Annotated in this window: 26 protein-coding genes; 10 read left to right on the top strand and 16 right to left on the bottom strand. The window is 63.7% G+C overall.

Annotated features, from left to right (window positions below; translation table 11 throughout):
- Nucleotides 1–8: 8 nt before the first annotated feature.
- A complete protein-coding gene (locus tag KVT37_RS09320; protein ID WP_217571995.1) occupies nucleotides 9–935 on the bottom strand; it encodes an NADP-dependent oxidoreductase in 927 nt (308 codons plus the stop codon).
- A gap of 88 nt (nucleotides 936–1,023) precedes the next feature.
- Between KVT37_RS09320 and KVT37_RS09315 the strand changes: the two genes are divergently transcribed.
- Nucleotides 1,024–1,425, top strand: a complete 402-nt coding sequence (locus tag KVT37_RS09315) for a helix-turn-helix domain-containing protein (protein WP_217571993.1) — start codon at nucleotides 1,024–1,026, stop codon at nucleotides 1,423–1,425.
- A gap of 85 nt (nucleotides 1,426–1,510) precedes the next feature.
- On the opposite strand, the gene KVT37_RS09310 is transcribed toward KVT37_RS09315, so the two are convergent.
- Complete coding sequence (locus tag KVT37_RS09310) at nucleotides 1,511–1,888, bottom strand: flagellar export protein FliJ (RefSeq protein ID WP_217571991.1); 378 nt, start codon at nucleotides 1,886–1,888, stop codon at nucleotides 1,511–1,513.
- A gap of 449 nt (nucleotides 1,889–2,337) precedes the next feature.
- On the opposite strand from KVT37_RS09310, the gene ctrA reads away from it, so the two are divergent.
- A complete protein-coding gene (ctrA, locus tag KVT37_RS09305) occupies nucleotides 2,338–3,033 on the top strand; it encodes a response regulator transcription factor CtrA (protein WP_006203583.1) in 696 nt (231 codons plus the stop codon).
- 69 nt (nucleotides 3,034–3,102) lie between these two features.
- Here ctrA and KVT37_RS09300 read toward each other — a convergent pair whose 3' ends face one another.
- Both KVT37_RS09300 and chpT read right to left on the bottom strand, forming a co-directional pair.
- A complete protein-coding gene (locus tag KVT37_RS09300) occupies nucleotides 3,103–3,471 on the bottom strand; it encodes a response regulator (RefSeq protein WP_217571989.1) in 369 nt (122 codons plus the stop codon).
- Between the two features lie 325 nt (nucleotides 3,472–3,796).
- Complete coding sequence (gene chpT / locus KVT37_RS09295; protein ID WP_217571987.1) at nucleotides 3,797–4,426, bottom strand: histidine phosphotransferase ChpT; 630 nt, start codon at nucleotides 4,424–4,426, stop codon at nucleotides 3,797–3,799.
- A 383-nt stretch (nucleotides 4,427–4,809) separates the two neighbouring features.
- Between chpT and KVT37_RS09290 the strand changes: the two genes are divergently transcribed.
- Both KVT37_RS09290 and KVT37_RS09285 read left to right on the top strand, forming a co-directional pair.
- Nucleotides 4,810–5,346 carry a DUF1134 domain-containing protein gene (locus KVT37_RS09290; protein WP_245442297.1) on the top strand — a complete coding sequence of 179 codons (537 nt, stop codon included), beginning with the start codon at nucleotides 4,810–4,812 and terminating at the stop codon, nucleotides 5,344–5,346.
- Nucleotides 5,347–5,480: 134 nt separating this feature from the next.
- Complete coding sequence (locus tag KVT37_RS09285; RefSeq protein ID WP_217571985.1) at nucleotides 5,481–6,617, top strand: hypothetical protein; 1,137 nt, start codon at nucleotides 5,481–5,483, stop codon at nucleotides 6,615–6,617.
- Between the two features lie 24 nt (nucleotides 6,618–6,641).
- Here KVT37_RS09285 and KVT37_RS09280 read toward each other — a convergent pair whose 3' ends face one another.
- From KVT37_RS09280 to KVT37_RS09255, 6 genes are all read right to left on the bottom strand, one after another.
- On the bottom strand, nucleotides 6,642–7,448 hold the full coding sequence (locus KVT37_RS09280) for an RNA methyltransferase (protein WP_217571983.1): 807 nt from the start codon (nucleotides 7,446–7,448) through the stop codon (nucleotides 6,642–6,644).
- Between the two features lie 53 nt (nucleotides 7,449–7,501).
- Nucleotides 7,502–7,840 carry a helix-turn-helix transcriptional regulator gene (locus KVT37_RS09275; RefSeq protein ID WP_217571981.1) on the bottom strand — a complete coding sequence of 113 codons (339 nt, stop codon included), beginning with the start codon at nucleotides 7,838–7,840 and terminating at the stop codon, nucleotides 7,502–7,504.
- Between the two features lie 158 nt (nucleotides 7,841–7,998).
- Nucleotides 7,999–8,769: a HugZ family protein gene (locus KVT37_RS09270; protein ID WP_217571979.1), complete on the bottom strand. Its 771-nt coding sequence runs from the start codon at nucleotides 8,767–8,769 to the stop codon at nucleotides 7,999–8,001.
- A gap of 36 nt (nucleotides 8,770–8,805) precedes the next feature.
- Entirely contained in the window at nucleotides 8,806–9,984 is a 1,179-nt protein-coding gene (locus tag KVT37_RS09265; RefSeq protein ID WP_217571977.1) for a CaiB/BaiF CoA-transferase family protein, read from the bottom strand.
- Between the two features lie 5 nt (nucleotides 9,985–9,989).
- On the bottom strand, nucleotides 9,990–10,751 hold the full coding sequence (locus KVT37_RS09260; protein ID WP_217571974.1) for a 3-hydroxyacyl-CoA dehydrogenase: 762 nt from the start codon (nucleotides 10,749–10,751) through the stop codon (nucleotides 9,990–9,992).
- A 27-nt stretch (nucleotides 10,752–10,778) separates the two neighbouring features.
- Nucleotides 10,779–11,384 carry a GNAT family N-acetyltransferase gene (locus tag KVT37_RS09255; RefSeq protein WP_217571972.1) on the bottom strand — a complete coding sequence of 202 codons (606 nt, stop codon included), beginning with the start codon at nucleotides 11,382–11,384 and terminating at the stop codon, nucleotides 10,779–10,781.
- 292 nt (nucleotides 11,385–11,676) lie between these two features.
- Between KVT37_RS09255 and KVT37_RS09250 the strand changes: the two genes are divergently transcribed.
- Nucleotides 11,677–12,663 (top strand): glutathione S-transferase family protein, encoded by a 987-nt coding sequence (locus tag KVT37_RS09250; protein ID WP_217571970.1) that lies wholly within the window; start codon nucleotides 11,677–11,679, stop codon nucleotides 12,661–12,663.
- Here the strand turns inward: KVT37_RS09250 and KVT37_RS09245 are convergent, their stop codons facing one another.
- Nucleotides 12,664–13,167 carry an NUDIX domain-containing protein gene (locus tag KVT37_RS09245; RefSeq protein WP_217571968.1) on the bottom strand — a complete coding sequence of 168 codons (504 nt, stop codon included), beginning with the start codon at nucleotides 13,165–13,167 and terminating at the stop codon, nucleotides 12,664–12,666.
- Between the two features lie 170 nt (nucleotides 13,168–13,337).
- On the opposite strand from KVT37_RS09245, the gene KVT37_RS09240 reads away from it, so the two are divergent.
- Entirely contained in the window at nucleotides 13,338–14,273 is a 936-nt protein-coding gene (locus KVT37_RS09240; protein WP_217571966.1) for a metallophosphoesterase, read from the top strand.
- Here KVT37_RS09240 and KVT37_RS09235 read toward each other — a convergent pair.
- From KVT37_RS09235 to leuA, 4 genes are all read right to left on the bottom strand, one after another.
- Nucleotides 14,263–14,883 (bottom strand): hypothetical protein, encoded by a 621-nt coding sequence (locus tag KVT37_RS09235; protein WP_217571964.1) that lies wholly within the window; start codon nucleotides 14,881–14,883, stop codon nucleotides 14,263–14,265. The two genes, KVT37_RS09240 and KVT37_RS09235, sit on opposite strands and share 11 nt — an antisense overlap.
- Before the next feature lie 72 nt (nucleotides 14,884–14,955).
- Nucleotides 14,956–15,756, bottom strand: coding sequence for an alpha/beta fold hydrolase (locus tag KVT37_RS09230; protein WP_217571962.1), 801 nt, complete (start codon nucleotides 15,754–15,756; stop codon nucleotides 14,956–14,958).
- A 260-nt stretch (nucleotides 15,757–16,016) separates the two neighbouring features.
- Complete coding sequence (locus tag KVT37_RS09225) at nucleotides 16,017–17,798, bottom strand: hypothetical protein (RefSeq protein ID WP_217571960.1); 1,782 nt, start codon at nucleotides 17,796–17,798, stop codon at nucleotides 16,017–16,019.
- A gap of 182 nt (nucleotides 17,799–17,980) precedes the next feature.
- On the bottom strand, nucleotides 17,981–19,720 hold the full coding sequence (gene leuA, locus KVT37_RS09220) for a 2-isopropylmalate synthase (RefSeq protein ID WP_217571958.1): 1,740 nt from the start codon (nucleotides 19,718–19,720) through the stop codon (nucleotides 17,981–17,983).
- 432 nt (nucleotides 19,721–20,152) lie between these two features.
- Between leuA and KVT37_RS09215 the strand changes: the two genes are divergently transcribed.
- The 4 genes from KVT37_RS09215 (at nucleotide 20,153) to KVT37_RS09200 (ending at nucleotide 23,650) form a co-directional block, all read left to right on the top strand.
- Entirely contained in the window at nucleotides 20,153–21,319 is a 1,167-nt protein-coding gene (locus tag KVT37_RS09215; protein ID WP_217571956.1) for an ATP-grasp domain-containing protein, read from the top strand.
- Between the two features lie 4 nt (nucleotides 21,320–21,323).
- Complete coding sequence (locus KVT37_RS09210) at nucleotides 21,324–22,100, top strand: esterase family protein (RefSeq protein ID WP_217571954.1); 777 nt, start codon at nucleotides 21,324–21,326, stop codon at nucleotides 22,098–22,100.
- A complete protein-coding gene (locus tag KVT37_RS09205) occupies nucleotides 22,100–22,414 on the top strand; it encodes a nuclear transport factor 2 family protein (protein ID WP_217571952.1) in 315 nt (104 codons plus the stop codon). Before KVT37_RS09210 ends, KVT37_RS09205 begins: the two co-directional genes overlap by 1 nt.
- Nucleotides 22,415–22,630: 216 nt before the next feature.
- A complete protein-coding gene (locus KVT37_RS09200) occupies nucleotides 22,631–23,650 on the top strand; it encodes a siderophore-interacting protein (protein WP_254633924.1) in 1,020 nt (339 codons plus the stop codon).
- 19 nt (nucleotides 23,651–23,669) lie between these two features.
- On the opposite strand, the gene KVT37_RS09195 is transcribed toward KVT37_RS09200, so the two are convergent.
- Nucleotides 23,670–25,781 (bottom strand): TonB-dependent siderophore receptor, encoded by a 2,112-nt coding sequence (locus KVT37_RS09195; protein WP_217571948.1) that lies wholly within the window; start codon nucleotides 25,779–25,781, stop codon nucleotides 23,670–23,672.
- Nucleotides 25,782–25,857 lie beyond the last annotated feature (76 nt).

The following is a 25,857-nucleotide window of genomic DNA, read 5'->3' as shown; positions in this document are numbered from 1 at the left end:
GCAAAACCTCAGACCGTCAGCACGACCTTGCCGATCGGCCGCGCGGCAAGGAAAGCATGGGCGACCCCCGCCTGGTCGAGCGGGAAAGCCTTGGCCACGTGCGGGACGAGCTTACCGGCATCGACCAGCATGGCGAGCTCGACAAGGCCCTCGTGTTCCGGCACCACGGAGATGCGCTCGACGCGCACGCCGCGCGCGCCGGCCTTCGCCCTGGTGGCGTCGTGAACGTTGAGCAGCGACACCAGGACGCCGCCGTCACGCACCACTTTCAGCGACCGGTCGGCATGGTCGCCGCCCATTGCGTCGAGCACCAGATCGACATTGCGGGCCTGTTCGGTGAAATCGCCTTTGGTGTAGTCGATGACCTCATCGGCGCCGATCGAGCGGACGAAAACCGTTTTGTCCGGGCTCGCGGTGGCGATGATATAGGCGCCGAGCGCCTTGGCGATCTGCACCGCCAGATGGCCGACGCCGCCGGCGGCGGCATGGATCAGCGCGCGCTGCCCCGCTTGCAGGCGGCCATGGCGCACGAGGCCCTGCCAGGCTGTCAGACCAGCCAGTGGCAGCGCCGCGGCATGGGCGTGGTCGATGGCGGCAGGCTTGGCGGCAATCTCGTTCACAGGCGCCGTCGCAAGCTCGGCATAGGCTCCAGCCTGCTTGGGAAAGTGGGGCATGCCGAATACCTCGTCGCCGATCTTGAAGGCGGTTACGCCGGCGCCGAGCGCCGCGACGGTCCCTGAAATATCCCAGCCGAGTATGAAGGGCGGCTCGCCAAGCAGCGGATAGAAGCCGCCGCGCACGGCGCCATCGACCGGATTGATGCCGGCCGCCTTGACGCGGACGAGCACTTCGCCGGGCTTGGGCAAAGGGTCGGACTGCTCGGCGACGAAAAGGACGTCGGGTCCGCCGACGGCATTCTGGATAACGGCACGCATATGGAAGCCTCCTGTTTGGTGTGCTGCTATCATTTGGATAGTAATATTCTGTTGTCTAGTATGTACCTTTTCTATATATAGGCACCTTATGGATAGTGACGATACTTCCCCACTCGGCTACGACGCGTTCCGGCGCACCTGCCCGTCGCACACCGTGCTCGAGATGCTGGCCAGCAAGTGGGTTTATCTCACCGTCTGCGCGCTGCGGCGCGGCCGGCTGCGCAACGGCGAGCTGGCGCGCAAAATGGAAGGCATCACGCCCAAAATGCTGACGCAGACGCTGCGCGTGCTGGAGCGCGACGGGCTTGTCCGGCGCGAAGTGTTTCCGGTCATTCCGCCGCGCGTGGAATATGAGCTGACTGAGCTTGGCCAGAACCTGGCGGGGCTGCTCAGCCAGATCCGATCGTGGGCGGAAGAGCACGCGCCGGAAATCAAGGATGCCCGGGCGCGAGCATCGGCGGATCACGGCGAGATGGCCGTTGCGTCCTGAAGCCTGCGGCGAGGCTGATTCGGCCGGGCGCCTGTCCTGAAGATGGCCGGCATGTCTCCGGCGATCACCACAAATAGGCCGGCGATCAGCCGATCATGACGCTGCGGCCGCCCGTGTCGGCGTCGCGGATCTTGGTGTCGCGCGATTCCAGCATCTCGGCCTTGGAAAGCTCCGCTTCAGCTTCGCCGAGTAATGATTCGGCGGTGCTTCGCTGCTGGGCGAGGTCGCTTTGTGAATTCCTGAGGTTGTCGCGGCGCAAACGAGCCGCCTTGGCGAAGGTCGGATAGGCGAAATGGTTGATGTCGGTGATGCCGGCTTTTTTCTCTTCGGCGACGATCTGCGCTTCCAGCTCGACGGCCATGCGCTCGAACTCGGCGATCATCATGTCCAGCTGCAAGAGCTGGCGCCGCTTCTCATTCACCTGAAACTGCTTCAGCCGAACGAGGTTTTCACGTGACTTCATGACTCGATACTCCGCAAACGCACACCTGCAATACCGTCCACTCCGCCCGGAACGACCCAGGCGCCGCCCGTTTCCCCCGGCATTCCCTGGGCTATGGGAAACAAAGCCCTAAAGATTTTTGCCGGCGGTAACCATTCGTTTACGGGCATTGTTAATCATACGGGCGAGGACTTAAGGCCGGGTAAAAATTCCGGCAGCGGCGGGAAGCCCGGGCCTGCGAGTCTCTGGAGTCACTTAGGCTGACTTATTAATGTGGTGCATTAGCGGTTTGGGTCTGTGATTCATTATTAGATTCAAGTGGGTGTAGAAAGGGGTTAAAAAATCTGGTATCGTGGACGACACGAAATTAGGATTTGTTAACCAGTCGGTGGCACCTTCTGTTCAGGCAATCACTGCTCCGGGTCCCGGACGGGTCGTGACACGGCCCGGCAGCAGAAAAGGGGAATGAAATGCGTGTTCTGCTGATTGAAGATGACAGTGCAACCGCACAGAGCATCGAACTGATGCTGAAATCGGAGAGCTTCAACGTCTATACGACCGATCTCGGCGAAGAAGGTGTCGATCTCGGCAAGCTCTACGATTACGACATCATCCTTCTGGACCTCAATCTCCCCGATATGTCGGGCTATGAAGTCCTGCGCACGCTGCGCCTCTCCAAGGTCAAGACGCCGATCCTGATCCTCTCCGGCATGGCCGGCATCGAGGACAAGGTGCGCGGCCTGGGCTTCGGCGCCGACGATTATATGACCAAGCCCTTCCACAAGGACGAGCTGGTGGCGCGCATCCACGCCATCGTGCGCCGTTCCAAGGGCCATGCCCAGTCGGTCATCACCACCGGCGACCTGGTGGTCAATCTCGACGCCAAGACCGTCGAGGTCGGCGGCCAGCGCGTGCACCTGACCGGCAAGGAATACCAGATGCTGGAACTGCTCTCGCTGCGCAAGGGCACGACGCTCACCAAGGAAATGTTCCTCAACCACCTTTATGGCGGCATGGACGAGCCCGAATTGAAGATCATCGACGTCTTCATCTGCAAGCTGCGCAAGAAGCTCGACGCGGCGTCCGGCGGCCAGAACTACATCGAGACGGTGTGGGGCCGCGGTTACGTGCTGCGCGAACCGGAAGATATCCGCGTCAGCGCGTAAGCGACCCAACGATTCCAAACGAAAAACCCGGCTCAGGCCGGGTTTTTTGTTGAGAACGCCTCCAGCGAATCAGGCGGCGATCTTGAGGACGCGGAAGCTTTCGAGCAATTGCGCGCGGTTGAAGGGCTTCAGCAGATAGCCTTGAGCGCCGGCGCGCTTGGCGCGCATGATCGCCCCGACATCGACCTCGACCAGCGAGACCAGGATCTGCGGCTTGATGGGGCTTTCCATGGCGCGGATACGGCGGATGAGGTCCACCGCCTGGACATCGGCCAGGCCGCCGTCGATGACGATGACGTCCGGCATGTCGCCGGCGCACATCTCGGTGGCTTCAAGCCCGCTCGAGGCCTCCATGACAATCATGTCGGAGCCGCCGAGAATGCGTTTTGCGACCTTCCTGATGACGCTCGAATCGTCGACGAAAAGGCAGCGCTTCATGTCCGGATCCTCTTTGCCATCTGCCGAACCGGCAGCCTCCAGGTAACCGGTGAACACCATAGTCCAATCTGGTAAAGAAGCTGAAAAGCCGTTAGGTAAAATTTTTCCAAACAGGCATATCGCGCGGTTTTTGTCCGCGACGCTGTTACATGGATTGCGGCCGGCATTGCTCGATCTGCACTGCAGGCGCAAATATTAGCAATAAAAGATACTTTTAGTTTTCTTAGAGCAGTTCAGCGCTCTCGGAAACCGCCGAACTGCTCTAAACCTTTGTTTCTGCGCAATTCCGGACGGAAAACCGCTACGCACTTTTCCTGGAATTGCTCTAGGCAGCCGTCAGCACGATCTCTTCGGGTGTCGCGTGGATCGAGATCGTCATGTTGGCCTCACGCGCCAGGAGCAGCGTGTAGTAAGGCTGGACCGAATGGGCGTCGATCGGCTCCTCCGGCTTGTGGCCCGAATGCAGCTCGAGGAATTTCGGCGGCACGCGCAGCATGGGGCCGGCGGCCGACAGCGAGAAGCGCGGCTCGGTTTCGAGATTTTCCAGCGTGATCACCAGCTTGCCGCCGCGCGGTATGGCGGCATGGGCGACGAGAATGAGGTTGAGCAGCAGCTTGACCTTGTTCTTGGGCAGAAGCGCGCGCGAGCCGTTCCAAACCAGTTCCGGCTTTTCGTTCTTCAGGAAGGCGATCGCCACGGCCTCGGCATCGCCGGTGTCGATCATCATGCCGGCGGAACCCGCGGCGCCGAAGGCGATGCGGGCGAACTGCAGCCGCGCCGAGGCGTTCTTGGCGCTCTGGCGGATGAGCTTCATGGCGTCTTCGTCGGCGCCGCCTTCGTCGAGCAGTTCCAGGCCGTTGTTGATCGCGCCGACCGGCGAAATGATGTCGTGGCAGACACGGCTGCAAAGCAGCGCCGCGAGATCGGGCGCGGAAAGGGTGAAAAGCTCGGCCATCGGCGAAATCCCTGCTTAAGTCACTTGTTCATGGCCGAGCGACCGTTTTCGCGCATGCCCACACGAATCACACTCTTTTCCAAGGCCTTCTGAATACACAGCGCCCGCGCGCGCATCAACAAATCCACAATTGTCGATGGCGAAAATGCTGTGTTAGCGGGTGGAAACCTGGCGTGGCGGGGGAAACGCAGCCTTCGAACTGCCATCTTCGTGTGCGAGCTTAATGGTTGAAAAAGGATTACGGCATAGTTTGCCCGTGATAGCCACCCTGAACGGCCGGCAAGAGCCGCAGGGGTGCGAGGCGTCGGCGAAAGTGCTCCCTGACGGAGATTGGAAGCATGTTTTCCCGATACTACGACCGGACATTCGTCCGTGTCCTCACCATGACCATAGCACTCCTGGGGGCTTTGATCCTTTCGACCTCGGCGTCGCGGGCCCAACAGTACACCGCACAGGAAATCATCGATTCCGGTCATAAGTTCTTCGGCGAAACGTCGGGCGGCCTGGCCACCGTCGTCGAGAAGATCTTTGCCTCCTACGGCCTGCCCAACGGCTACCTGCTGGGCGAGGAAGGATCCGGCGCCCTGATCGGCGGCCTGACCTATGGCGAGGGCACGCTCTACACCAAGAACGCCGGCGACCATAAGGTGTTCTGGCAAGGCCCGTCGCTCGGCTGGGATTTCGGCGGCGAGGGATCGCGGGTGATGATGCTGGTCTATAATCTCGACGACATCAGCAGCCTCTATAACCGCTTCGGCGGCGTTGCCGGCTCCGCCTATGTCATCGCCGGCGTCGGCTTCAACGTGCTGCAGAGCAACCGGGTGCTGCTGGTGCCGATCCGCACCGGCGTCGGCGCCCGTCTCGGCGTCAATCTCGGCTATCTGAAGCTCACCGAAAGGCCGACCTGGAACCCGTTCTGATCGGGTTCTATCCGCAACAATCGCTCGGACAGTGCTGATCATGCCGCGGCAAGCCCTTGCCGCGGCATTGAATTTCCGCCATGCCAAGGCGGCACAACCCAGCGAATGCCGCTCCGTAACGTGGATAGCACGCCTTGGTTCAGTCGGTTCTGTTCTTCGTACTCGGTTTCCTCTGCGCCGTTTTCCTGGTGTCGCTTGTCGCGCCCGCGGTGTGGCGGCGGGCCGTCGTCCTGACCCGCAGGCGCCTGGAGGCCTCGCTGCCGCTGACGCAAGCCGAAATCCAGGCCGACAAGGACCGGGTTCGGGCGGAATACGCCATGACGACGCGCCGGCTGGAGATAACCGTCAAGAACCTGCAGGAGAAGGCTGCCGAGCAGCTCGTCGAGATCGGCCGCGGGCGCGAGGCCCTGAAGGGGCTCGCGGTCGAAAAGAAGGACAAGAACCAGGCGCTTTCCGATCTGCAGGCCAAAAATGCCGAGCTCAGGCAGCGCGAGGAGGACCTGCACCGCCTGTCGGAAAAGCATGCGCAGACGGAGCGGGCGTTGGAGAAGCGCGCCCTGGAGCTGCAAAAGCTCGAACAGATGTATGACGATGCCAGCTTCTCGTCCTCGAACCGCCAGATCGAGCTGGTTGCCCGCGAATCGGAACTGGAAAAACTCGCCAGCGACATCGCAATGCTCAAAGGTCAGCGCAAGGAAGCCGACCGACGCAATCAGGAAATAGCCTCGGAGATCAAGGTCGCGCGCGAAGCGCTGAAGGCGGAGAAGAAGAAAACCGCCGAGCTCGACAAGAAGGTCGAGCGCTTGCTCGCGACACTTGCCGACCGCGAGGAAAAGCTCGACCGGCGCGAGAAGGATCTAGCTCGCATGCGCGAACGGTCAAAGGAGATTACGGCTGCCAACGGCATCACGCGGCTGGCCACAGGCACCGACGTGCAAAGCGACGATGTCGACAAGGCAATCGCCAAGCTCGAGGGCGACCGCGAACGGCTGGAGGCGAGGCTGACGGCGCTGGCGCGCGAGAACAAGCGGCTGAAAACCGATCTTGCCGCCTCGGCAACGGCAATGCCTCAAGCGGCGGGCGATGCGCGCTCGAGCTCGGGTCTTCGCGAGCAAATGAACGAACTGGCGGCCGAGGTCGTCAACCTGACGATGAAGCTCGACGGGCCGGATTCCCCCATCGCCAACGCGCTGGCGAGCGATGGGCAGCAAGGCGGGCGCGGCATCAGCCTGGCCGACCGGGTGAGGGCCCTGCAGAAGGCCGGCAGCTGAACAAGGCTGTCGTTGCCTTCCAGCTTACGGGCCGCCCGCCTCGGAAAAGTGATGCAGGGCGATCGCCGAAGCGGCCGCGACATTCAGGCTGTCGAAACCTTCGGCCATGTTGATCCGTAACGTGTGCAGCCGGGCGAGCAGATCCCGTGGCAGGCCTTCGCCCTCCGTTCCGAGATAGAGCGCAAGGCGCGGTGAACGCTGCGCCTCGCGGATATCATGGGCTCCGCTTGGCGAAAGAGCGAACTGGCTGAAGCCAAGCTGGTCGAGCGTCGCGGTAAAGGTCGCGGCATCGGCGAAGGACGCGAAGGGAACCTTCAGCGCCGCGCCGACCGAAACGCGGATTGCCTTGCGGTACAGCGGATCGCAGCAGGTCCGGTCGAGCAGCACCGCGTCCGCGCCGAAGGCGGCTGCGTTGCGGAAGATCGCGCCCATATTGTCGTGGTTGGAGATGCCGACCAGGACGACGGCCAACGCGCGCCGGGGCAAGGACTCCAGCAGAATTTCGGCGGGCGCCTGATCGCCACGGAGGCCGATCGCCAGGATGCCGCGATGCATGTGGAAGCCGGCGATCCTGTCCATGACTTCGCCGCCGGCGACATAGACCGGAAGATCGGCAGGTGCCTTGCGCAGGATCGGCTGCAGGCCAGCCAGCCGGTTTTCGAGGACAAGGGCCGACTCGGCGACGAAGCGCCCGGTCGACAGCAGAAGGTCCAGCACCACCTTGCCTTCGGCGACGAAGCGGCCCTGCCGCCCGACGAGATCGCGCTCGCGGATGTCGAGATAGGCAGCGACGCGCGGGTCCTGGGGATCGTCGATAGGGATAAGGTTCATGCACGCCTCGCCGAAGGTCCATCAGCGAGGTAATGAACGCGAGGAGCCGCCGGTCAAGCCCCGGCGCGGCGCAACCGATAGGCCATCTGCGAAAGATCACCGTCGCCGAAAATGCCTTCCAGCATGCGCAGCAATTCGCGCACCGCTTCGGACCGGCAGGAATAGTAGATCATCTGGCGGTCGCGCCGGGTCTCGACGAGATCGAGCGCCCTCAACTTGGCGAGATGCTGCGACAGCGCGGACTGGCTGAGCTGCACTTTTTCGGCGATGGCGCCGACCGACATTTCGTCGTCCATGAGATGGGCGACGATCAGCAGGCGCTTTTCATTCCCCATGAGGGTGAGAAACGCGGCGGCGGTTTCCGCATTGGCGATTAGTTTATTTGAGATCATAGATCCCCCAAGGGTCCTGGCTCATCCTGGCGCCAGGGGGCAATGGCGCCTGATTCCACAATGTTCAGATGTCGATTGGCGCTGCTGAATCAGCGTCACTACAAAGGTAATTCATTTCCTCTAAATCTCAAGCGTTGCTTTCGCCGGCGCGCGATCAACTATCGCTCTTGCTCCGCCGCGCGTGCCGTTTTGGCCATCTCGACCAGCACCGAGCGTAATTCGCGCGCGGCTTGCAAAGGCTGCGGAAAGAAGATCCTGCAGGTCGCGTCCGATGCGGCGAGATCCATGCCATCGGCATCGAAGCCGGTGGCAGTCCAGCCGTCGCCCTCGGCGCGGCCGAAATGGCGGGCATAAAGGGCAAGCGCGTCGCTGTGGTCGGTATTCATATGCTCGAGCGCCGCCTGCTCGCTGCCAGCCAGTTCCTCGACGATGCCACCGCCGGTGATGAAATCGTCGCGGTCGAGAAGATAGGCCTTGCCGAAGCCGCCATTCAGGCTGGCGCGCCCGGGCTCGAGCCGGAAGAACGAGAAGTCGCCGAGCCCGGCGTAGAGCTTCGCCTTCGGATTGCGGTTGAGGTAGCGGCGTTCGGCGCGGATCTGGTCGGCTGTCCCCCGTTCCAGCCGCAGGGCCCGGCATGACAGGCTGATGCGCGGATGCGCCAGCGGATCGCCCTGGCCGGGCTCGCCAAGCAGCAGCGAGCAGCGCGGATCGGCAAGCAATGCGCCGGTGTGCGCGGACAACATCGAGATCAGAATCAGCGGCGTGCCGTCGATATCCGTGGCGACGCCGACCCTGCTTGCCAGCGGTGCGCCGGTGGCAGGCTCGATCACCGCGAGCGCGCCGAAACGCGCAGCGCGGATCAGGGTTTTCGCCAGCCTGACAGCCTCGGCATCGGTCTCGCGAATGACGTCTTTCTTCGGTTCGGTCACAAGCTTACCCGTAATAAGTTGATTTCTGCTCTCCGCTTATCGGCCGAGCATACCCGCCTTTGCAAGGGCTGCGATTTCCTCTTCGCTCAAGCCGAAGCGGTTCAACACGCTGGCGGGGTCGCGATTTGCAGTGGCTGGCGTTGCGGCAAGCGTTTGAGGACTTTGCGAGAAACGCGGCGCTGGCGCCGGGCGTTCGAGCCGGCCGGACTGCACAAAGCTTTGCCTGGCGCGATTGTGCGGGTGGTGCCTGGCTTCGGCCAGCGACAGCACCGGCGCCACGCAGGCATCGGTGGCCGCGAACAGTTCGGCCCATTGGTCGCGCGTTTTCTCCTTGACCCGTCCGGCGATGGCGGCGCGCAGCGCGGGCCATAGCGACCTGTCGTACTGGCCGCCGGCAAAATGCTCGGCGAGCGGCAGCAGCCTGGCGAATTCGGCGAAGAAGCGCGGTTCGAGGCAGCCGACGGCGATGTGTTTTCCATCGGCCGTCTCATAGGTGTCGTAGAACGGCGCGCCGGAATCGAGCAGGTTCTCGCCGCGCCTGTCGCTCCACAGACCCGCCGCCATATAGGCGTGGATCGGCGCCGCCAGCATCGAGGCGCCCTCGATCATCGAGGCATCGACCACCTGGCCCTTTCCGGTCCGTGAACGCTGGAAAAGGGCGGCGAGCACGCCGGCGATCAGCATCATGGCGCCGCCGCCCTGGTCCGCGACGAGGTTGAGCGGCGGCACCGGCGGCGCGCCCCGCCTGCCGATCGCATGCAAGAGACCGGCATAGGCGAGATAGGTGATGTCGTGCCCGGCTCGCCCGGACAGCGGCCCGTCCTGGCCGAACCCGGTCAGGCGGCCGTAGATCAGCGCCGGATTGCGTTCGAGCAGGATATCGGGCCCGAGACCGAGCCGCTCCATCACGCCGGGGCGGAAGCCTTCGACAAGCAGATCGGCCGCCGCCGCGAGGCGCAGCATCAGTTCCGCGTCCGCCGGACGCTTCAGGTCGAGCTTGAGGATGGAACGGCCGTGGCGGTCGAGATCGTAGTCTTCCGGCAGGCTGAGCAACGGCTGGCCGGCATCGGCGCGTTCGATGCGTAGCACCTCGGCGCCCATCTCCGACAGCATCAGGGCGGCGAGCGGCACCGGGCCGAGCCCGGCCATCTCGATGACTTTCAGGCCGGCGAGCGGGCCGGTCTTTTCGGTGGAACCACCGGCGCCTGTCGGCATTCGGCTTATTTCGGCGCCATGCGGATGGCGCCGTCGAGGCGGATGGTCTCGCCGTTGAGCATCTGGTTCTCGACGATGTGGAGCGCAAGGGCCGCATATTCCGACGGCTCGCCCAGCCGGGGCGGGAAGGGCACCGAGGCGCCGAGCGAATCCTGCACCTCCTGCGGCATGCCGGCCATCATCGGCGTCTTGAAGATGCCGGGCGCGATGGTGCAGACGCGGATGCCGGATCGCGCCAGATCGCGCGCCACCGGCAGCGTCATGCCGACGACGCCGCCCTTGGAGGCCGAATAGGCGGCCTGACCGATCTGGCCGTCATAGGCGGCGACCGAGGCGGTGTTGACGATGACGCCGCGCTCGCCGCCGGCGAGCGGGTCGAGTTTCGCCGCCCGGTCGGCAACCAGGCGGATCATGTTGAAGGTGCCGATCAGGTTGATCTCGATCACCTTGCGGTACTGGTCGAGCGGATGCGGCCCGTCCTTGCCGATCGTCTTCACGCCGATGGCGATGCCGGCGCAATTGACCAGGATGCGCGGCGGCCCGAGCTTTTCAGCCGCTTCGGCGATCGCGGCCGTGGCGCTGTCGCCGCTGGAGACATCGCATTGGACGGCAATGCCGCCGATATCGGCCGCGACTTTCGCCGCGCGCTCGATGCCGACGTCGAGGATGGCGACGCGGGCGCCCTTGCTCGCCAAGGCGCGCGCCGTCGCTTCGCCCAGGCCCGATCCGCCGCCGGTGACGATCGCGATCTGGCCGTTCGGGTTCATGCAAGCCTCCCAGGATTTCGGACTATGCTACGAAGCCCGCAACGGCGGCGCAACCGCAATAGCCGGGTCGATCGAGGGCGACGCACTTGCCGCCGGGCGCGCCAAGGCCGGGGCAAATTCGGCAACCCTAGCCGTGTTGGCGTGACAGACATCGCCGGCAAAGCGTGCGACGGCGCCCGGCTTGATTTCGTGATGCAGCAGCCGGTCGAGGTCGACCGGGCGCGGCATGGTTATCTGGCCGCGCGGGAAGCGCTTGAAGCCGAGCGGCCCGTAATACGGCTCGTCGCCAACCAGGATGACGGCGGGCGCGCCGGCCTTCCTGGCCTCCTCCAGTGCGATCGCGACCAGCTTGCGGCCGATGCCGAGGTTCTTGAAGGCAGGGCGCACCGCAAGCGGGCCAAGCATCATGGCGCGGCCGGCGCCCGCCGCCACGCGCGTCATGCGCACGGAAGCGATCACCGCGCTGTCCTTGACCGCGACGAAGGACATCGAGCGGTCATGCCCGCCCGACTCGCGGATCTTGTAGGCGGCAAGCACGAAACGGCCGGGGCCGAAGGCCTCGTCGTTGATGGCTTCGATTTCAGCATCATGCGCCGGGGTTTCCGGCAGGTATTTCACGTCGGCAAGGCTCATGGTCTTTGCGTTCCGGTATGCGAGGAAGGTTTGCTGCAAAGCGGCAGCGTTCGCCAGTCAGCGCTGTTTAAGCGCGGGCGCCCTTTCGTCGTCGGTCGAACCGGATCGAGGCAAAGTCGAACATGGGCGCCTCCGCTAGCACCAATTTTGTTTCGCTGCAATCGCGGCTATTCGCCTCCTTTGCGTCATTTTGACGAACCCGTTCATCGTTTGACGGACTGTTCAGTGCCTCGGGACCTTCGCCGGCTCGGTCAGTGGCCTAGATAAGGTGAAACCGCCGGGAGATTTTCGCATGGGATTGCTGATCGAAGGAAAATGGCAGGACCGCTCGCGCAACACCGATGGCGGCGGGCGATTTGTGCGGACGGAGTCGCAATGGCGTGACTGGATCACGCGCGATGGCAAGCCGGCGCAGGGCCGCACGCGCGGCTTCAAGGCGGAGCCGGGCCGCTATCATCTCTATGTCTCGCTCGCTTGCCCTTGGGCGCACCGCACGCTGATCTTCCGTGCCCTGAAAAGGCTGGAGGGCATCATCTCGGTGTCGGTGGTGCACCACTTCATGGGCGAAAACGGCTGGACTTTCAAAGCCGAGGACGGCGCCACCGGCGACACGCTCTACGGCCTCGATTTCCTGCACCAGATCTATGCCAAGGCAGATCCGGCCTATTCGGGCCGCGTGACGGTGCCGGTGCTGTGGGACAAGCAGGAAAAGACCATCGTCAACAACGAATCCTCCGAGATCATCCGGATGCTCAACACCGCTTTCGACGAATGGGGCGAGGCGGGTCTCGACTTCTATCCGCCAGCGCTGCGCGCGGAAATCGACAAGATCAACGGGCTGGTCTATCCGGCGATCAACAACGGCGTCTATCGCGCCGGCTTCGCCATCACGCAGAGCGCCTATGACGAAGCGTTCGGCGAATTGTTCTCGGCGCTGGATACGATCGAGGAGCGGCTGTCGCGACAGCGCTACCTGGCCGGCGAACACATCACCGAGGCGGACTGGCGGCTGTTCACGACGCTGGTGCGCTTCGATCCAGTCTATGTCGGCCACTTCAAATGCAATCTGCGTCGCATCGCCGACTATCCGAACCTGTCGAACTATCTGCGCGATCTTTATCAGGTTCCGGGCGTGTCAGGCACGGTCAACCTGCACCACATCAAGGCGCATTATTACGGCAGCCATAGATCGATCAATCCGACCGGGATCGTTCCGGTGGGGCCGGAGCTTGACTACGCGGCGTCGCATGATCGGAGCAGGTTCAGGAAGGCCGCCTGATTACCAGTAGGCCGAGATCCGCTCGCCGCCAAAAATCTCCTTGATCCGCCGCAGCGTCGCCGGGGTGGTGTCCTTGGGCAAGCGATCGATCGGGAAGAAGCCGGCTTCGGCAATCTCGTGGTCCGGCAGTTTCGGCGCCGTCTGGCTGAAGGCCTCGATCAGGTAAAGGCCGACATGGTCGCGGTTGCTGGAGCGGCGGTTGAAGTGCATCGACTTCAGCACCGGCGGCGCGGTCAGCGCGATGTTGCCTTCCTCGGCCAGCTCGCGCGCCAGCGCTTCTTCGAGGGTCTCGCCGGACTCGACCCCTCCGCCGGGCAATTGCCAGCCCGGAACATAGGTGTGGCGGATCAGGAAGACGGCGTTGGAGGCACGGTCATGAACCAGACCGCGCACGCCGAGCGTCATCGGGCGGCGCAGCAGAAAGTAAAAATGGAAGAGTCTAGCCCGCAGGCCCGGCCAGCCGGTCTGGCGGAAGGCTTCTTCCGGATCGGCGCGGCGGTTCATGCAACGATCCCCATGCAGATGTTCGTGGGTAGCCCCACCAGCATCTGCTTGGCCTTTCTCGTTTTTCGCAGGGTCTGGCCGCAAAACCGTCGGACACTTTTGCGGAACCTGCTTGGGCGAACAGCAAAGGGTGAGTGGAAAGCCTCGTCGGCGTCGCTTAAGAAGGGGCCATGTTCAGGCTCGCGCATATTTCCGATGCTCATCTGGGACCGCTGCCCGATGTAACCTATCGCGACCTCGCGTCCAAGCGCGTGCTGGGCTATGTCAACTGGCAACGCAACCGCCGCCGCCATATGCATGACGCGGTGATCGACAGCCTCGTCGCCGACATCAAGGCCAGCGCGCCCGACCACCTCGCCATCACCGGCGACCTCGTCAACCTGGCGCTCGACGGCGAGATCGAGATGGCGAAGCACTGGCTGGAGACGCTCGGGTCGCCGCACGACGTTTCGGTGGTTCCCGGCAATCACGACGCCTATGTGCCGAGCGCCTTCGACAAGGTCTGCCGGGCGTGGGCTCCGTGGATGACCGGCGACGGCGTCAACAGCCCGGTCGACCGCAACTCGTTTCCATATCTGCGCGTGCGCGGCGATGTCGCGCTGATCGGCGTCACCACGGCGCGCGCCACCGCGCCCTTCATGGCCAACGGCTTCTTCATGGAGGGGCAGGCCGAACGGCTCGGCAAGGTTCTCGACGATACGGCGAGACAAGGGCTGTTCCGGGCCATCATGATCCACCACCCGCCGGTGCGCGGCGCCGTCCCGCAGCACAAGCGGCTGTTCGGCATCGCCCGTTTCCACAAGGTCATTCGCCGGCATGGCGCCGAACTCGTCCTGCACGGCCATTCGCATTTGCCGTCGCTGTTCACCATCGGGCCAAAGGCGGCCAAGGTGCCCGTGGTCGGGGTTGCCGCCGCCGGCCAGGCGCCCGGTGGCAAGCACCCGGCAGCGCAGTACAACATATTCGAAATCGACGGCGAAAAGGGCAGCTGGCGCCTGCGCCTGATCCGGCGCGGCCTCACCGGACCGGCGATGCCGCCTTCGGACCTGCAGACCATGGACCTCGAGGTGCCCGCCGGGCCGGCTCGCCAACTCGTCAGAAGCTGATCTTCATCTGCATGATGCGGTCCCAGAACAAGGCCAGCGAAACCGCCAGGCCGACGAGCGCGCCAGCGGCGATCAGGCCGAGGCCGGCGAAGAAGGTCGTCCAACCGCCGTTGCGGCGGGTTTCGGATTGAATGGGCGGCTGCGCTTCCTGGACCACGGCGCGATGCAGGCCGGGAACGGCGCTCTCGATGCCGCCTTCCATCATGCGCTGCCGCTCGACGACGCGTTCCGCCACATAGCGCGTCACCGCATCGGCGACGGCTTTCATCTCTGTCGATTCGGCCAGCATCACACGGCCGACGCGCGTATCCTTGAGGAAGCGGTAGGTGCGGCGGTCGCGGCCCATGGCGACGTGGCTCACGGCATCGATCCATAACCGCGGCTGCAGGCCGGACGAGACGGCGAAGTCGAAGCTGTCCATGTCGGCCGGGACATCGGCAAAGACCGGGGCAAGCTCGCTCGCCAGCAGCTCGAGCCGCATGCGGTGCGCCTCGCGCATGTCGACCACGACGTCATCGCGGTCGGCGAAGGCGTTTTTGATGTCGCGAATGGCATCGGAAAGCTTGCGCGACGGCTCGGTCGGGGTGATTTTGTCGCCTGCATCTTTCATGGCGGCTGTCTCGCGTTGGTTAACAGCGGGTTAACACAATCGCTGGCAAAATGCACTGAATGATGGCGCCCGTCAGCTTGCCGCGGCGCCGAACACCGGCCGTTGCCGCCTGCCGCGGCGGCGCGTGTTGCGGCGCACGATCTCGGCAACCAGGTCCGGAGCCTCCTCGACCAGCATGTGACCGGCATCGAGGACATGGTGCAGATGGAAACGCGACGGCAGAGCCTCGCTCTGTTCGACGGGCAGCAGCGGATCCTCCGCTCCCCAAACGACCATGACCGGCATTTCGAGCGTATCCAGTTGTGCGCTCGGAATGACCCCTTGCCGGTCATCCCTGGTCATTGCGGCCGCCATGTCGATCAAGGCCTGCGCCTGGCCCGGCCGTTTGCGCATCTGGCAGAGCGCGTCCACCACATGCTCCGGCGGCACGCTCCGCCGGCCCGACATGGCGGCAAGGCAGGCGCGAACCTTTCTCTTGTCGGCCGCGGCCGCATAGCGGCGCAGCAGGGGTGCGTTGATTTCAGGACCGAAGCCGCCGGGCGCCAGCAAAGTCAGCGAGGCAACCCTGCCGGGATCGGCAAGCGCCATCAAGGTCGCGACGGCGCCGCCCATGGAATGGCCGACGAGGTGGACCCTGTGCAGCCGACGGGCGGCAAGGTCGGCAAGGATTGTTCGGGCAGCTTGCTTGGCGCTCATGCCTCCGCATTCCAGCGAATGGCCGTGTCCGGGGAGATCGTAGGCCAGCACTCTCATGCCTGGCACAAGCGATGCGGCCACGTCACGCCAGATCGCCCGGCAGGAACCGAAGCCGTGCAAAAGCACGACCGTTTTCGGGCCTGCGCCGCATTCGACAGCATGGGGGGATGACGACATGAAAACGAGGGTAGCGAGGCAAGAGGGGCAACAATTGCGAATTGTGGCTGGATTGCTCCCGGGCCAGATCGATAGCCAGTAAAATCTTTGCGACCTTTTCGCCCCTTTGCCGCCTGCGCCCGGAAGCGCACGGCACGATGGTCCGGTATCCAGGAAAGTCCATCCTAATCGTCTTAACCGCTTGTTTTTGCGTAGCTTAGGCAAAGCCGGGCGCAAGCGACCGGCGGACCTGGCGGAACAGCCGCGCCGGGCAATTGCCGTCAGCTCGGGTTGCCTATCCCAGCTTCGCGCAAAGCTTGTACCAGCCGCTCGGTCAGGTCGGCAGGGTATTTGCGGTCGACGAATGTCGCGCGCGGATCGGCGGCGAATTTCGGGAATTCGGCGGTCAACTGGTTGGCAAGCTCGCTCGCCAGCTTGTCGCGGCCGGAAATCCTGGCGCCGATCAGGCGCGCGGCCAGATAGTGCGATTTGGACGCCGTCGTGCGCAGCGACTCGCTGGCGATCGCGGCCTTCTTCATGTCGCCCTGCATGAAGGCTCCGACGAACAGGCCGTAGTCCCACCAGGTCGGGTGACCGCTGAAGGCCTCGACCGCGTGGCTCAGGATCGGCGTTCCCTCACCATATTTGCCGGTGAAGATCAGGCCGTAGCCATAGGCGGCGGCCATGCCGAGATCATAAGTGTTCAGTTCGTAAGCTTTGCGCATCAAGCGGATCGCTTCGTCGGCGTTGCCGAGACGCGAGTTAAGGTAGCCGAGGGCGCGATGCGCGTGTGGGCTCATCGGCCCCATCTGGACAGCGCGGTGCGCAAGCGACATGGCCTTTTCAAGCGTCGCTTCCGGCGGATAGGCATAGTGCGCGGTGACGGCCTCCACATGAAGCGCGGCCAGTTCCGCATAGACGAGCGACGATTTGGTGCCTTCGGCGGCGAGCTTCTCCAGGCAGCGATACGCAACCTCGTGCGTCTGGGCGTTCATGTCGAGGTAATAGCGGTCGTCGAGCACCAGGCACCCGATCTGGCTGGTCCGGATGTCGCTCTGGTCAATATAGCTATAGATCGCGCCGGAGGCGGGAACCGTCGAGGTGAGCAGGCTGGCGATGTTGCTTTCGACCATACCGGGCGCGCTTTCGACCGATGTCAGGTTGCGCGACAACAGAACCCGTCCGGTCGCGACGCTCTGCAGTTCCACCGTCACGTCACCGGCGGCGGGCCCGGGAGCGATATCGAAGACGAAACTGACCGGGTCGGCAGACTGGTCGCGCGTCGAATCCGCATCGCGCCCGATGAAATCGATGGTGTCGAAACCCGCGAGGCCGGCGCGCAGCGATGTTGCGACGCGGGCCGCCTCAGGGCCATCGGCTTTCACGGCGATGTAGATCAGCGGCAGGGAGTCGAATATCGGCTGAGCGGCCGCGCCCGCCGTCTCGACCGGTGCGGCCGTGTCGGCGCTGCCAAGGAACGCATTGCTTTGACGTGCGATGAGCACACCGAGCATCACGATGACCAGGACCATGGCGGCCCAGAAGAAGCGCAGCTGCCGCGTCAGCGACGGGGCAGGCGCCGCCGGTGCCATCAGCGGCACAGGCTCGCCAGGCGCATGGTGGTCTGGATGCTCGGCTGCGGCCGGAGCCGCTTCGGCCGATGCGTCGGGCCGCTGCGCGATGGTGCCGGAGGCGGACTTGGCATCGCCTGGCAGCCGGATCGCGTTCAGCTCATAGGATGGGACATAACCGCCGCGCGGGATCGCGATGCGTACCGGCTCGGCGACGCCTTCATTGGCGAAATATTGCTCCAGAAGCTCGCGCAGCCGGCCGGCCTGGACCCGGACCACGGCGTCGGTGGAGGCGTCGAAATCGCCGTCCTTGCCGAAGACGTCCATGGCGATGGAGACGCCCTTCAGCCTGTCCGCCTCGCCGGCCTGCTCGCGTTCGACAAGATAGCGTAAAAGCCTGCGTGCACGTTCGGATCGTCCGAACGTTTCGCTGGCAAGCAGTCGCTCCAATGTCTCGCGCACTGCGGGGGCGGCAGGCGGGGCATGCTCCAAGTGTCGATCCTTCCGAACGGCACAGGTTAGGGCGCGATCATATAGCGCCCGCGCCGGCGCACAAGGATGCTTCTTGTTATGCGATCGCGTAAGCACCGGAAATTCCCCCGCCGGTTAACGAACAACGGGGGAATTGCGTCTGTTTTGCAACGAGGCGCGCCTTGCGGACACGCCGTGTTCGCTTAGCCGGCCTTGCGACCAAGGATACGGTTGGCGGCCGAAACCACGGCCTCCAGTGAAGCGGCGACGATGTTGGTATTGATGCCGGCGCCGAACAGCTTGCCGCCCGGATGCTCCATCTCGACATAGGAGATCGCCGAGGCGTTGGAGCCACGCTGCAAGGAATGCTCGGAATAGTCGAGCACCGACATGTCGACGCCGACATGACGCGAGAGCGCATCGACAAAGCCGTCGATCGGGCCGGTGCCCGAGCCGGTGATCGTTACTTCCTTGCCGTTGTCGAGGATATCCGCCTCGACCATGCGCCGGCCCTTCACCTCGGTGTCGGGATAGGTGCGGTGGTCGAGGAATTTCAGCCGCGCGCCGGGCTGGTCGACATAGGTTTCGAGGAAGCGATCGTGAATGCGCTTGGCGGGCACTTCCTTGCCTTCGGCATCGGTGATCGCCTGGATCGCCTGGCTGAACTCGATCTGCAGGTTGCGCGGCAGATTGAGGCCGTAATCGGCCTGCAGCACATAGGCGATGCCGCCCTTGCCCGACTGCGAATTGATGCGGATGATCGCCTCGTAGGTGCGGCCGACATCGGCCGGGTCGATCGGCAGATAAGGCACCTCCCAGATCGGCGTATTGGCCTTCTTCAGCGCCTTCATGCCCTTGTTGATGGCATCCTGGTGCGAACCGGAGAAGGCCGTGTAGACCAGTTCGCCGACATAAGGGTGGCGCTCCGGGATCTTCAGCTGGTTGGAATACTCGTAGACATCCTTCATCCGGTTGATGTCGGAGCAATCGAGATCCGGATCGACGCCCTGGGTGAACATGTTCAACGCCAGCGTGACGATGTCGACATTGCCGGTGCGCTCGCCATTGCCGAACAGCGTGCCCTCGACGCGATCGGCGCCGGCCATCAGGCCGAGCTCGGTGGTCGCGATGCCGGTGCCGCGGTCATTGTGCGGATGCAGCGAGATGATCAGGTTCTCGCGGTTGTCGAGGTTGCGGCACATCCATTCGATGCGGTCGGCATAGATGTTGGGCGTCGACATCTCGACCGTCGAAGGCAGGTTGATGATCAGCTTGTTGTCGGCCGTCGGCTTCACGATCTCGGTGACGGCGTTGCAGATCTCCAGCGCGACGTCGAGCTCGGTGCCGGTGAAGCTTTCGGGCGAATATTCGAAGCGATAGCCGCCGCCGGCCTTGGCCGCCATGTCGGTGATCATCTTGGCGGCGTCGGTGGCGATACGCTTGATGCCGGCGACGTCCTTTTCGAAGACGACGCGACGCTGCAACTCGCTGGTCGAGTTGTAGAAATGCACGATCGGGCGGTGCGCGCCGTTCAGCGCCTCGAAGGTCCGCGTGATCAGCTCGGGCCGGCATTGCACCAGCACCTGGAGCGACACGTCGCGAGGCACGCCGCCTTCCTCGATGCACCAGCGGGCAAAGTCGAAATCCGTCTGCGAGGCCGAGGGGAAGCCGATCTCGATCTCCTTGAAGCCCATGTCGAGCAACAGTGCGAACATGCGCGCCTTGCGCTCATGGCCCATCGGGTCGATCAGCGCCTGGTTGCCGTCGCGCAGATCGACCGAGCACCAGATCGGCGCCTTGTCGATGACCTTGTTGGGCCAGGTGCGGTCGATCAGGCCGACGGTCGGGTAGGACTGGTATTTGCGTGCTGCGTCCGGCATGTGGCCGGCCGCGCGCTTGTCGGCTTCAGCCTCGCCGGCGCGGATTTCTTCTCGTGCGTTCATCGTCATTTCTCCCGGCGGCTCGCATGCCCGCCCTGGGCGGATTGGTGGCGAGCGTCGCCTCTACCAGAATTTCGTTCGCTTGATATGACTTTGCCAAGGAGCCTGCGCCTTAAGCGGCGGGTATCGACCGCCGGGCGCTCCTTCAGCGAACCCGGCGATCGCCGATAAGGCCGAGAAGAAGCAGGGTCGAAGCGAGCGCGCGCGCGGTCTCGCCGGCAAAGCCGGTGCGAGCGGAAGCGACGGTGCGGACGCGCGTGGTCATGCCGGCTCTCTTACAGGAGCGGCCCGTCAGAGGCAAGCGCGGCGGATAGCTGACCACGATCCGCCTCATGCCAGCCCGACGCGGATGGACTTCCCCGCGCCTCGCAAATGCGCCAGACTTGGTTTTGAAGGCTTGGCTACCGATGAGAGACACCGGGGAGGGGGTCATCCATGAATTTCGTGTTCTTCTCGCCGCATTTTCCGGCCAACGGCGCCGATTTCTGCGACCGGCTGAAGAAGGCGGGCGCCACCGTGCTCGGCATCGGCGATGCGCCTTACGAGAGCTTGAACAGCAAGCTCAAGCCGGCGCTTTCGGAATATTACCGCATCGCCGACATGGAGGACTATGATGCGGTGTTCCGGGCGATGGGGCATTTCATCCACAAATGGGGCCGCATCGACCGCTTCGAGTCGCTCAACGAGCATTGGCTGGAGCTCGAAGCCAACATCCGCACCGACTTCAACATCTACGGCACCAAGCTCGATTTCGTGAAGAATTTGAAGCGCAAGAGCCGCATGCGCGCCTTCTTCCGCAAGAGCGGCGTCGAGACCATCCCGCAGCGCAAATGCTCCGACCGCGCCGGCGCCATGACCTTCATCCGCCGCGTCGGCTATCCGGTGGTGGTCAAGCCGGATTCAGGTTCCGGCGCATCGAACACCTTCAAGATCTCCAACGCCAGGGAGCTCGACCAGTTCTTCAGGGACAAGCCGGAGGGAGTCACCTTCGTCATGGAGCAGTTCATCGAAGGGCTGGTGGTGACCTTCGACGGACTGGTCAACCGCGACGGCGAGGTGGTGCTGGCGGCCAGCCACCGTTACGACCAGAGCATCATGGATGCGGTCAACAAGGACCGCCACATGAGCTACACCTGCTTTCCCGAGATCACGCCGGCGGTGGAAGAGGCCGGCCGCAAGATCCTGAAGGCGTTCGACGTGCGCGAGCGCTTCTTCCACATCGAGCTGTTCGAGACCAAGGACAATCGCGTCATCGCGCTCGAGGTCAACATGCGTCCGCCCGGCGCCTGGATGACCGACGCCATCAACTACACATTCGATATCGACGTCTATGCCGCCTGGGCCGACATGGTGGTCAAGGATGCGGCCGGCGGCCCTTACAAGGGCAAGTATTTCACCGCCTATGCCAGCCGCAAACGCCATATCGACTATTTGCACAGCCATGCGGACGTGCTAGCCGCGCACGGCGACAAGATCGTCCATCACCAGGCCATCGAAGAGGTTTTTAGCCGCGCCATGGGCAATTACGCCTACCAGATGCGTTCGAAGGACCAGAAGGCGCTGCGCCAGGCGGTCGACTATATCCACGCGGAAAAGGCCTGAGCCGATGGACGTCTCCTATCACAAGGGCCATGCCCGCAATCTCGGCCGCGACATGGAATACAAACGCTACGGCCATGCCGGGCGCCCGGTGGTGGTGTTCCCGACCTCGCAAGGGCGGTTCTACCAGTTCGAGGATTCGGGCGGGGTCGGCGCGCTTGCCGAGTTCATCGACACCGGCCGCATCCAGCTGTTCACGCTGGACGGCATCGATTCGGAATCCTTCTTCAACAAGCATGCCGATCCGGCGCATCGGATTGCCCGCCACGAAGCCTATTTCCGCTATGTGCGCGAAGAGGCGCTGCCTGAGCTGCAGGCGGTCGCCGCCAAGGCCAATGGCGGGCGCGTTCTCAAGCCGCTATTCAGCGGCTGCTCGATGGGCGGCTACCACTCGTCGAATTTCGTGTTCCGCTTTCCGGAGCTGGCGAGCGGCGTCATCTCGCTTTCCGGCGTCTATTCCGCCCGCGATTTCTTCGGCCGGGCGCTGGAAGGCAACATCTACTTCAACTCGCCGCTCGACTACCTGCCTGGCATCGTCGACCAGAAGCTGCTCGGGCGGCTGCGGGGCCTGCGGCTGATCTTCTGCTGCGGCCAGGGCGCCTGGGAAGAGCGCATGCTTGTCGAAACGCGCGAGCTGGAACAGGTGCTGCGCGACAAGTCCATTCCCGCCTGGGTCGACTATTGGGGCGGCGACGTCAGCCATGACTGGCCGTGGTGGCACAAGCAACTGGTCTATTTCTTCGGCCGGTGGCTGGATGATGACCTGATGCACAGGTTGGACTGATGACCACGCCCGATCCGATCCGCCGCTTTGTCGAAGCCACCAACGCAGGTGACACCGCAGCCTTTCTCGACGCATTTACTGACGACGCTTTTCTCAGCGACTGGGGCCGCGACTTCCATGGCCGCGACGGGGTCGCGCGGTGGAACCAGTCGGACAATATCGGCGTGCAATCCAAGCTTAGCATCGTCCGCGTCACGCAGCGCGACGGCGTCCACCACGTCCGCGTCGCCGTGACGGGTAATGGCTTCAACGGCGAGGGCGACATGGCCTTCACGCTGAACGGCGAGCGCATCGCAAGCCTGATCATCAGCTGAAACCGGAGGCGTGACGGGCGCGCCTCCCTGCGGTTCGGTTAAAAATATGACTTTTATATTCATGTTTTTATGGCAATGCCGCCGAGGCTGTGGCATGCCGATGCCATGGCGACCTCGGGCTTCGGCCGATGCCGCCGCAATCGGTATCGAAAAGGCCCGGCGATGAATCTCTTGAGCGCGCAAACCCGAATCCGGAACGATGATATCCGCGCGGTGATGGACAGGCTGCGCGCCGAGCACAGCGACGACGAGATCGACACCGGCGACGCCGGCCGATGGGAATTCCGCATGCATTACGGCTCGTTGAATGCCGCGTTCGACGACGGTGGCGTGCTGGTCCGGGTCGCGGCGGAAGACGAGACCTGCCTCTCCTACATGAAGATGATCTTTGCCGGCCACATCGCAGCGCATCTCAGCACGACCGAATGCCTGCGCTGGCAAGGCGACGGCACCGATGCCGGGACACCTATTTTCTTCCGCGAGATTTCGGTCCTGTCCTCGACGCGGCTGTCGCCGCATATGCAGCGCGTGCGCTTCTCAGGCCGCGACCTCGGCCGTCTCGCCCATGGCGGGTTGCATGTCCGGCTTCTGCTGCCGCCGGCCGGACGGCAAGCGGTTTGGCCGACCATGGGTGCCGATGGCCTCATCGTCTGGCCGTCGGGCGAGGACGCGCTGACCGTGCGTGTCTATACGATCCGCGCGCTCGACGCGCTGAGCGGCTGGCTCGACATCGACTTCGTGCTGCATCCGGGCGCCGAGACGCCAGCCGCGAGCTTCGCGCAGAATGCGCGGCCCGGCGATGTCATCGGCATGATCGGCCCCGGTGGCGGCGGCGTGCCGGAAGCGCGGAACCTGCTACTCATCGGCGACGATACCGCGTTGCCGGCGATCGCCAGGATATTGGAAGAGCTTGCGCCATCGAGCAGCGCCGAGGCCTATATCGAGGTCGATGGTCCGGAAGACCGGATCGCGTTGGCGCGAGGCAAGAACATCGCCGTCCACTGGCTTTACCGGCACGGCCGTGAAGCCGGCGGCGCCGGCCTGCTGCCGGCGGCGCTGCGCGAGCGCGGCCATCCGGCCGACGATCTCCATGTCTGGGCGGGGTGCGAGTTCGCCGACTTCCGCGACATCCGCAAGATCGTGCGCAAGGAATGGGGCCTGCCGCGCGACCGGCATTTCGTCACTGCCTACTGGCGCCGCGGCGCGCAGGGCGGGGACGGAGGCGGTGACGAGTAGTCACCGCCTGGCACTGTTTTCAGAACCTGTAGCGCAGACTGCCGAACAGCGAGCGCCCTTCGTCGCGGTAGCAATAGCCGGCCGAGCAGATGGTCTGCCGGTTGTCGAACAGGTTCTTGGCGTTGAGCTGCAGCTTCACGCCTTCGAGCTTCGGATTGCGGTAGCCGAAGTCGTAGGACACAGACGCGTCGACGAAGGCGCGCGCATCGTTCTTGAAGGTGTTGGTGTCGTCGCCATAACTCGCGCCGGCGAAGCGCACGCCTGCGCCGAGCCCAAGCCCTTCCAGCGTGCCGTTCTCGAATTGATAATGGCCCCAGAGCGACAGGATGTGGTTCGGCGTCGCCGACAGTTGCTTGCCGTCGGTGCCTTCGGCGCCGCGCTCGATCTTCACGCGCAGATAGGTGTAGGAGGCTATGACGCTGAAGCCGTTGTCCAAAGAGGCATTGGCTTCCAGTTCGACGCCGCGCGAGTTGAGGTCGAGCTGCCGCTGCTTGTTGATGCCGGACGAAGCGTCGAAGACGACGCCGTCCTTCTGGTCGATGTCGAACAGCGCGGCGCTCACAGTCGCGTTCTGGTCGGGGATCTCGTATTTGACGCCGATCTCCTTCTGCGCGGCGATGGTCGGACGGGCGACGCGGCCGACAGGGCTGGTGACGTCGTCATAGACAAAGCCGATGTTGGGTGAGAACGAGGTCGAATAATTGACGTAGGGGATGATGCCCCATTCGGTCCGGTAGGAGAGGCCGACGCGGCCGGAGAAGGCGCTGTCCTTCTGCTTCGACTGGCTGAAATCAGCGGCGGTGGAGGTAGTATCGACCCAATCGTAGCGACCGCTGGTGAACAGGGTGAAATCGTCCCATTCCATCTGGTCGTGCAGGTAGACGCCGAGCTGGTTCATCTGCTGCCCACCGGAATAAGGAACAGGCGCCGCCTTGATGTCATCGACTGAGACATAGGAGAGCCCGCTGCCCGCGTCATAGTCCGACCAGGCATAGTCGATGCCGGCAATCGCGGTGTGCTGGACCGGGCCGGTGTCGAATTCGAGCTGCGCCATGTTGTCGACGACGAAGTTCTTCATCGTCTCGGTGTAATGGCCCCAGTAGCGCTGCAGCGGCTGGCCGGCGCCGACCGAATAATGGCCGCTATATTCGATGTCGGAATCGACGGCGTCGTAGCGCAGGTTCTGGCGCACCGTCAGCCAATCGTTGAAGCGGTGCTCGAACTCGTAGCCGATGCGGCCTTGATCCTGCTTGAAATCGTTCCAGGCCGGGTCGCCTTCATAGATATTCGACAGCTCGCCATAGGCGGAGTTGTAGAAGGCCGCAGTGCCTCCGGTGACCGACTTCGAATACTCGCCGAGGATGGTGAGCCTGGTGTCCTCGTCCGGTTTGAAGGTGACGGCCGGCGCCAGATAGAGCTTGTCGTCCGGATAGGCGGGCAGATCGGTCTCGCTCAGGCGGCCGAGGCTGGTGAAGCGATAGAGGATGCTGCCGTCGTCGTTGACCGGGCCGGAGGCGTCGAGCGCCGCCTGGAAGCGGTTGTGCCCGCCGGCCAGCAATTCGATCTCATGGAACGGCTCGTCCTTGGGCCGCTTGGTGACGACGTTGACGATGCCGCCCGGACCGCTGACACCGTAAAGCGACGAGGCCGGACCCTTCAGGATAGTGACGCCCTCGATGCCGTAGGGCTCGGTCTTGAACCAGGCCGAGGGGCCGTTGTACTGGCGCAGCCCGTCGCGGAACATGCCGTTGTAGAAGGCCTGGAAGCCGCGCAGGAAGAAGGCGTCGTAGCGCGTATCGAACCCGAAGCTGTTGGGGTTGGCGCTGGCCGTATAGCCCAGCGCATCGTTCAGCGTGCGCGGCTTCTGGTCCTCGATCTGCTTTTGCGTCACCACCGAAACCGCCTGCGGTATCCTGGCGATCGGCGTGTCGGTCTTGGTGCCGATGCGGTCCTTCTTGGCGACATAACCGTCCTGCTTCAGGATATCGTTGCTCTCGGCGGTCACCTCGATCCGGTCGAGAACGGTGGCGTCGCCGCGATCCTGTGCCATCGCCGGCCAGACCTGGCCGAGAATGGCGCTGCCCGCCAGCAATGATAGTCCCCGGCGCCACGTCCTCGACCGCTTGCGCATAAACTTGTCTCCTGTACTCATATTTTATTGCGCTCTCAAATATGAGTATGTGAGTCAAGTATTTTTTGAGGCCGCG

Origin of the sequence: Mesorhizobium sp. GbtcB19 (genome assembly GCF_019091085.1) — a bacterium.
Taxonomy (GTDB): domain Bacteria; phylum Pseudomonadota; class Alphaproteobacteria; order Rhizobiales; family Rhizobiaceae; genus Mesorhizobium.
This window is presented reverse-complemented; position numbering and strand designations above follow the sequence as displayed.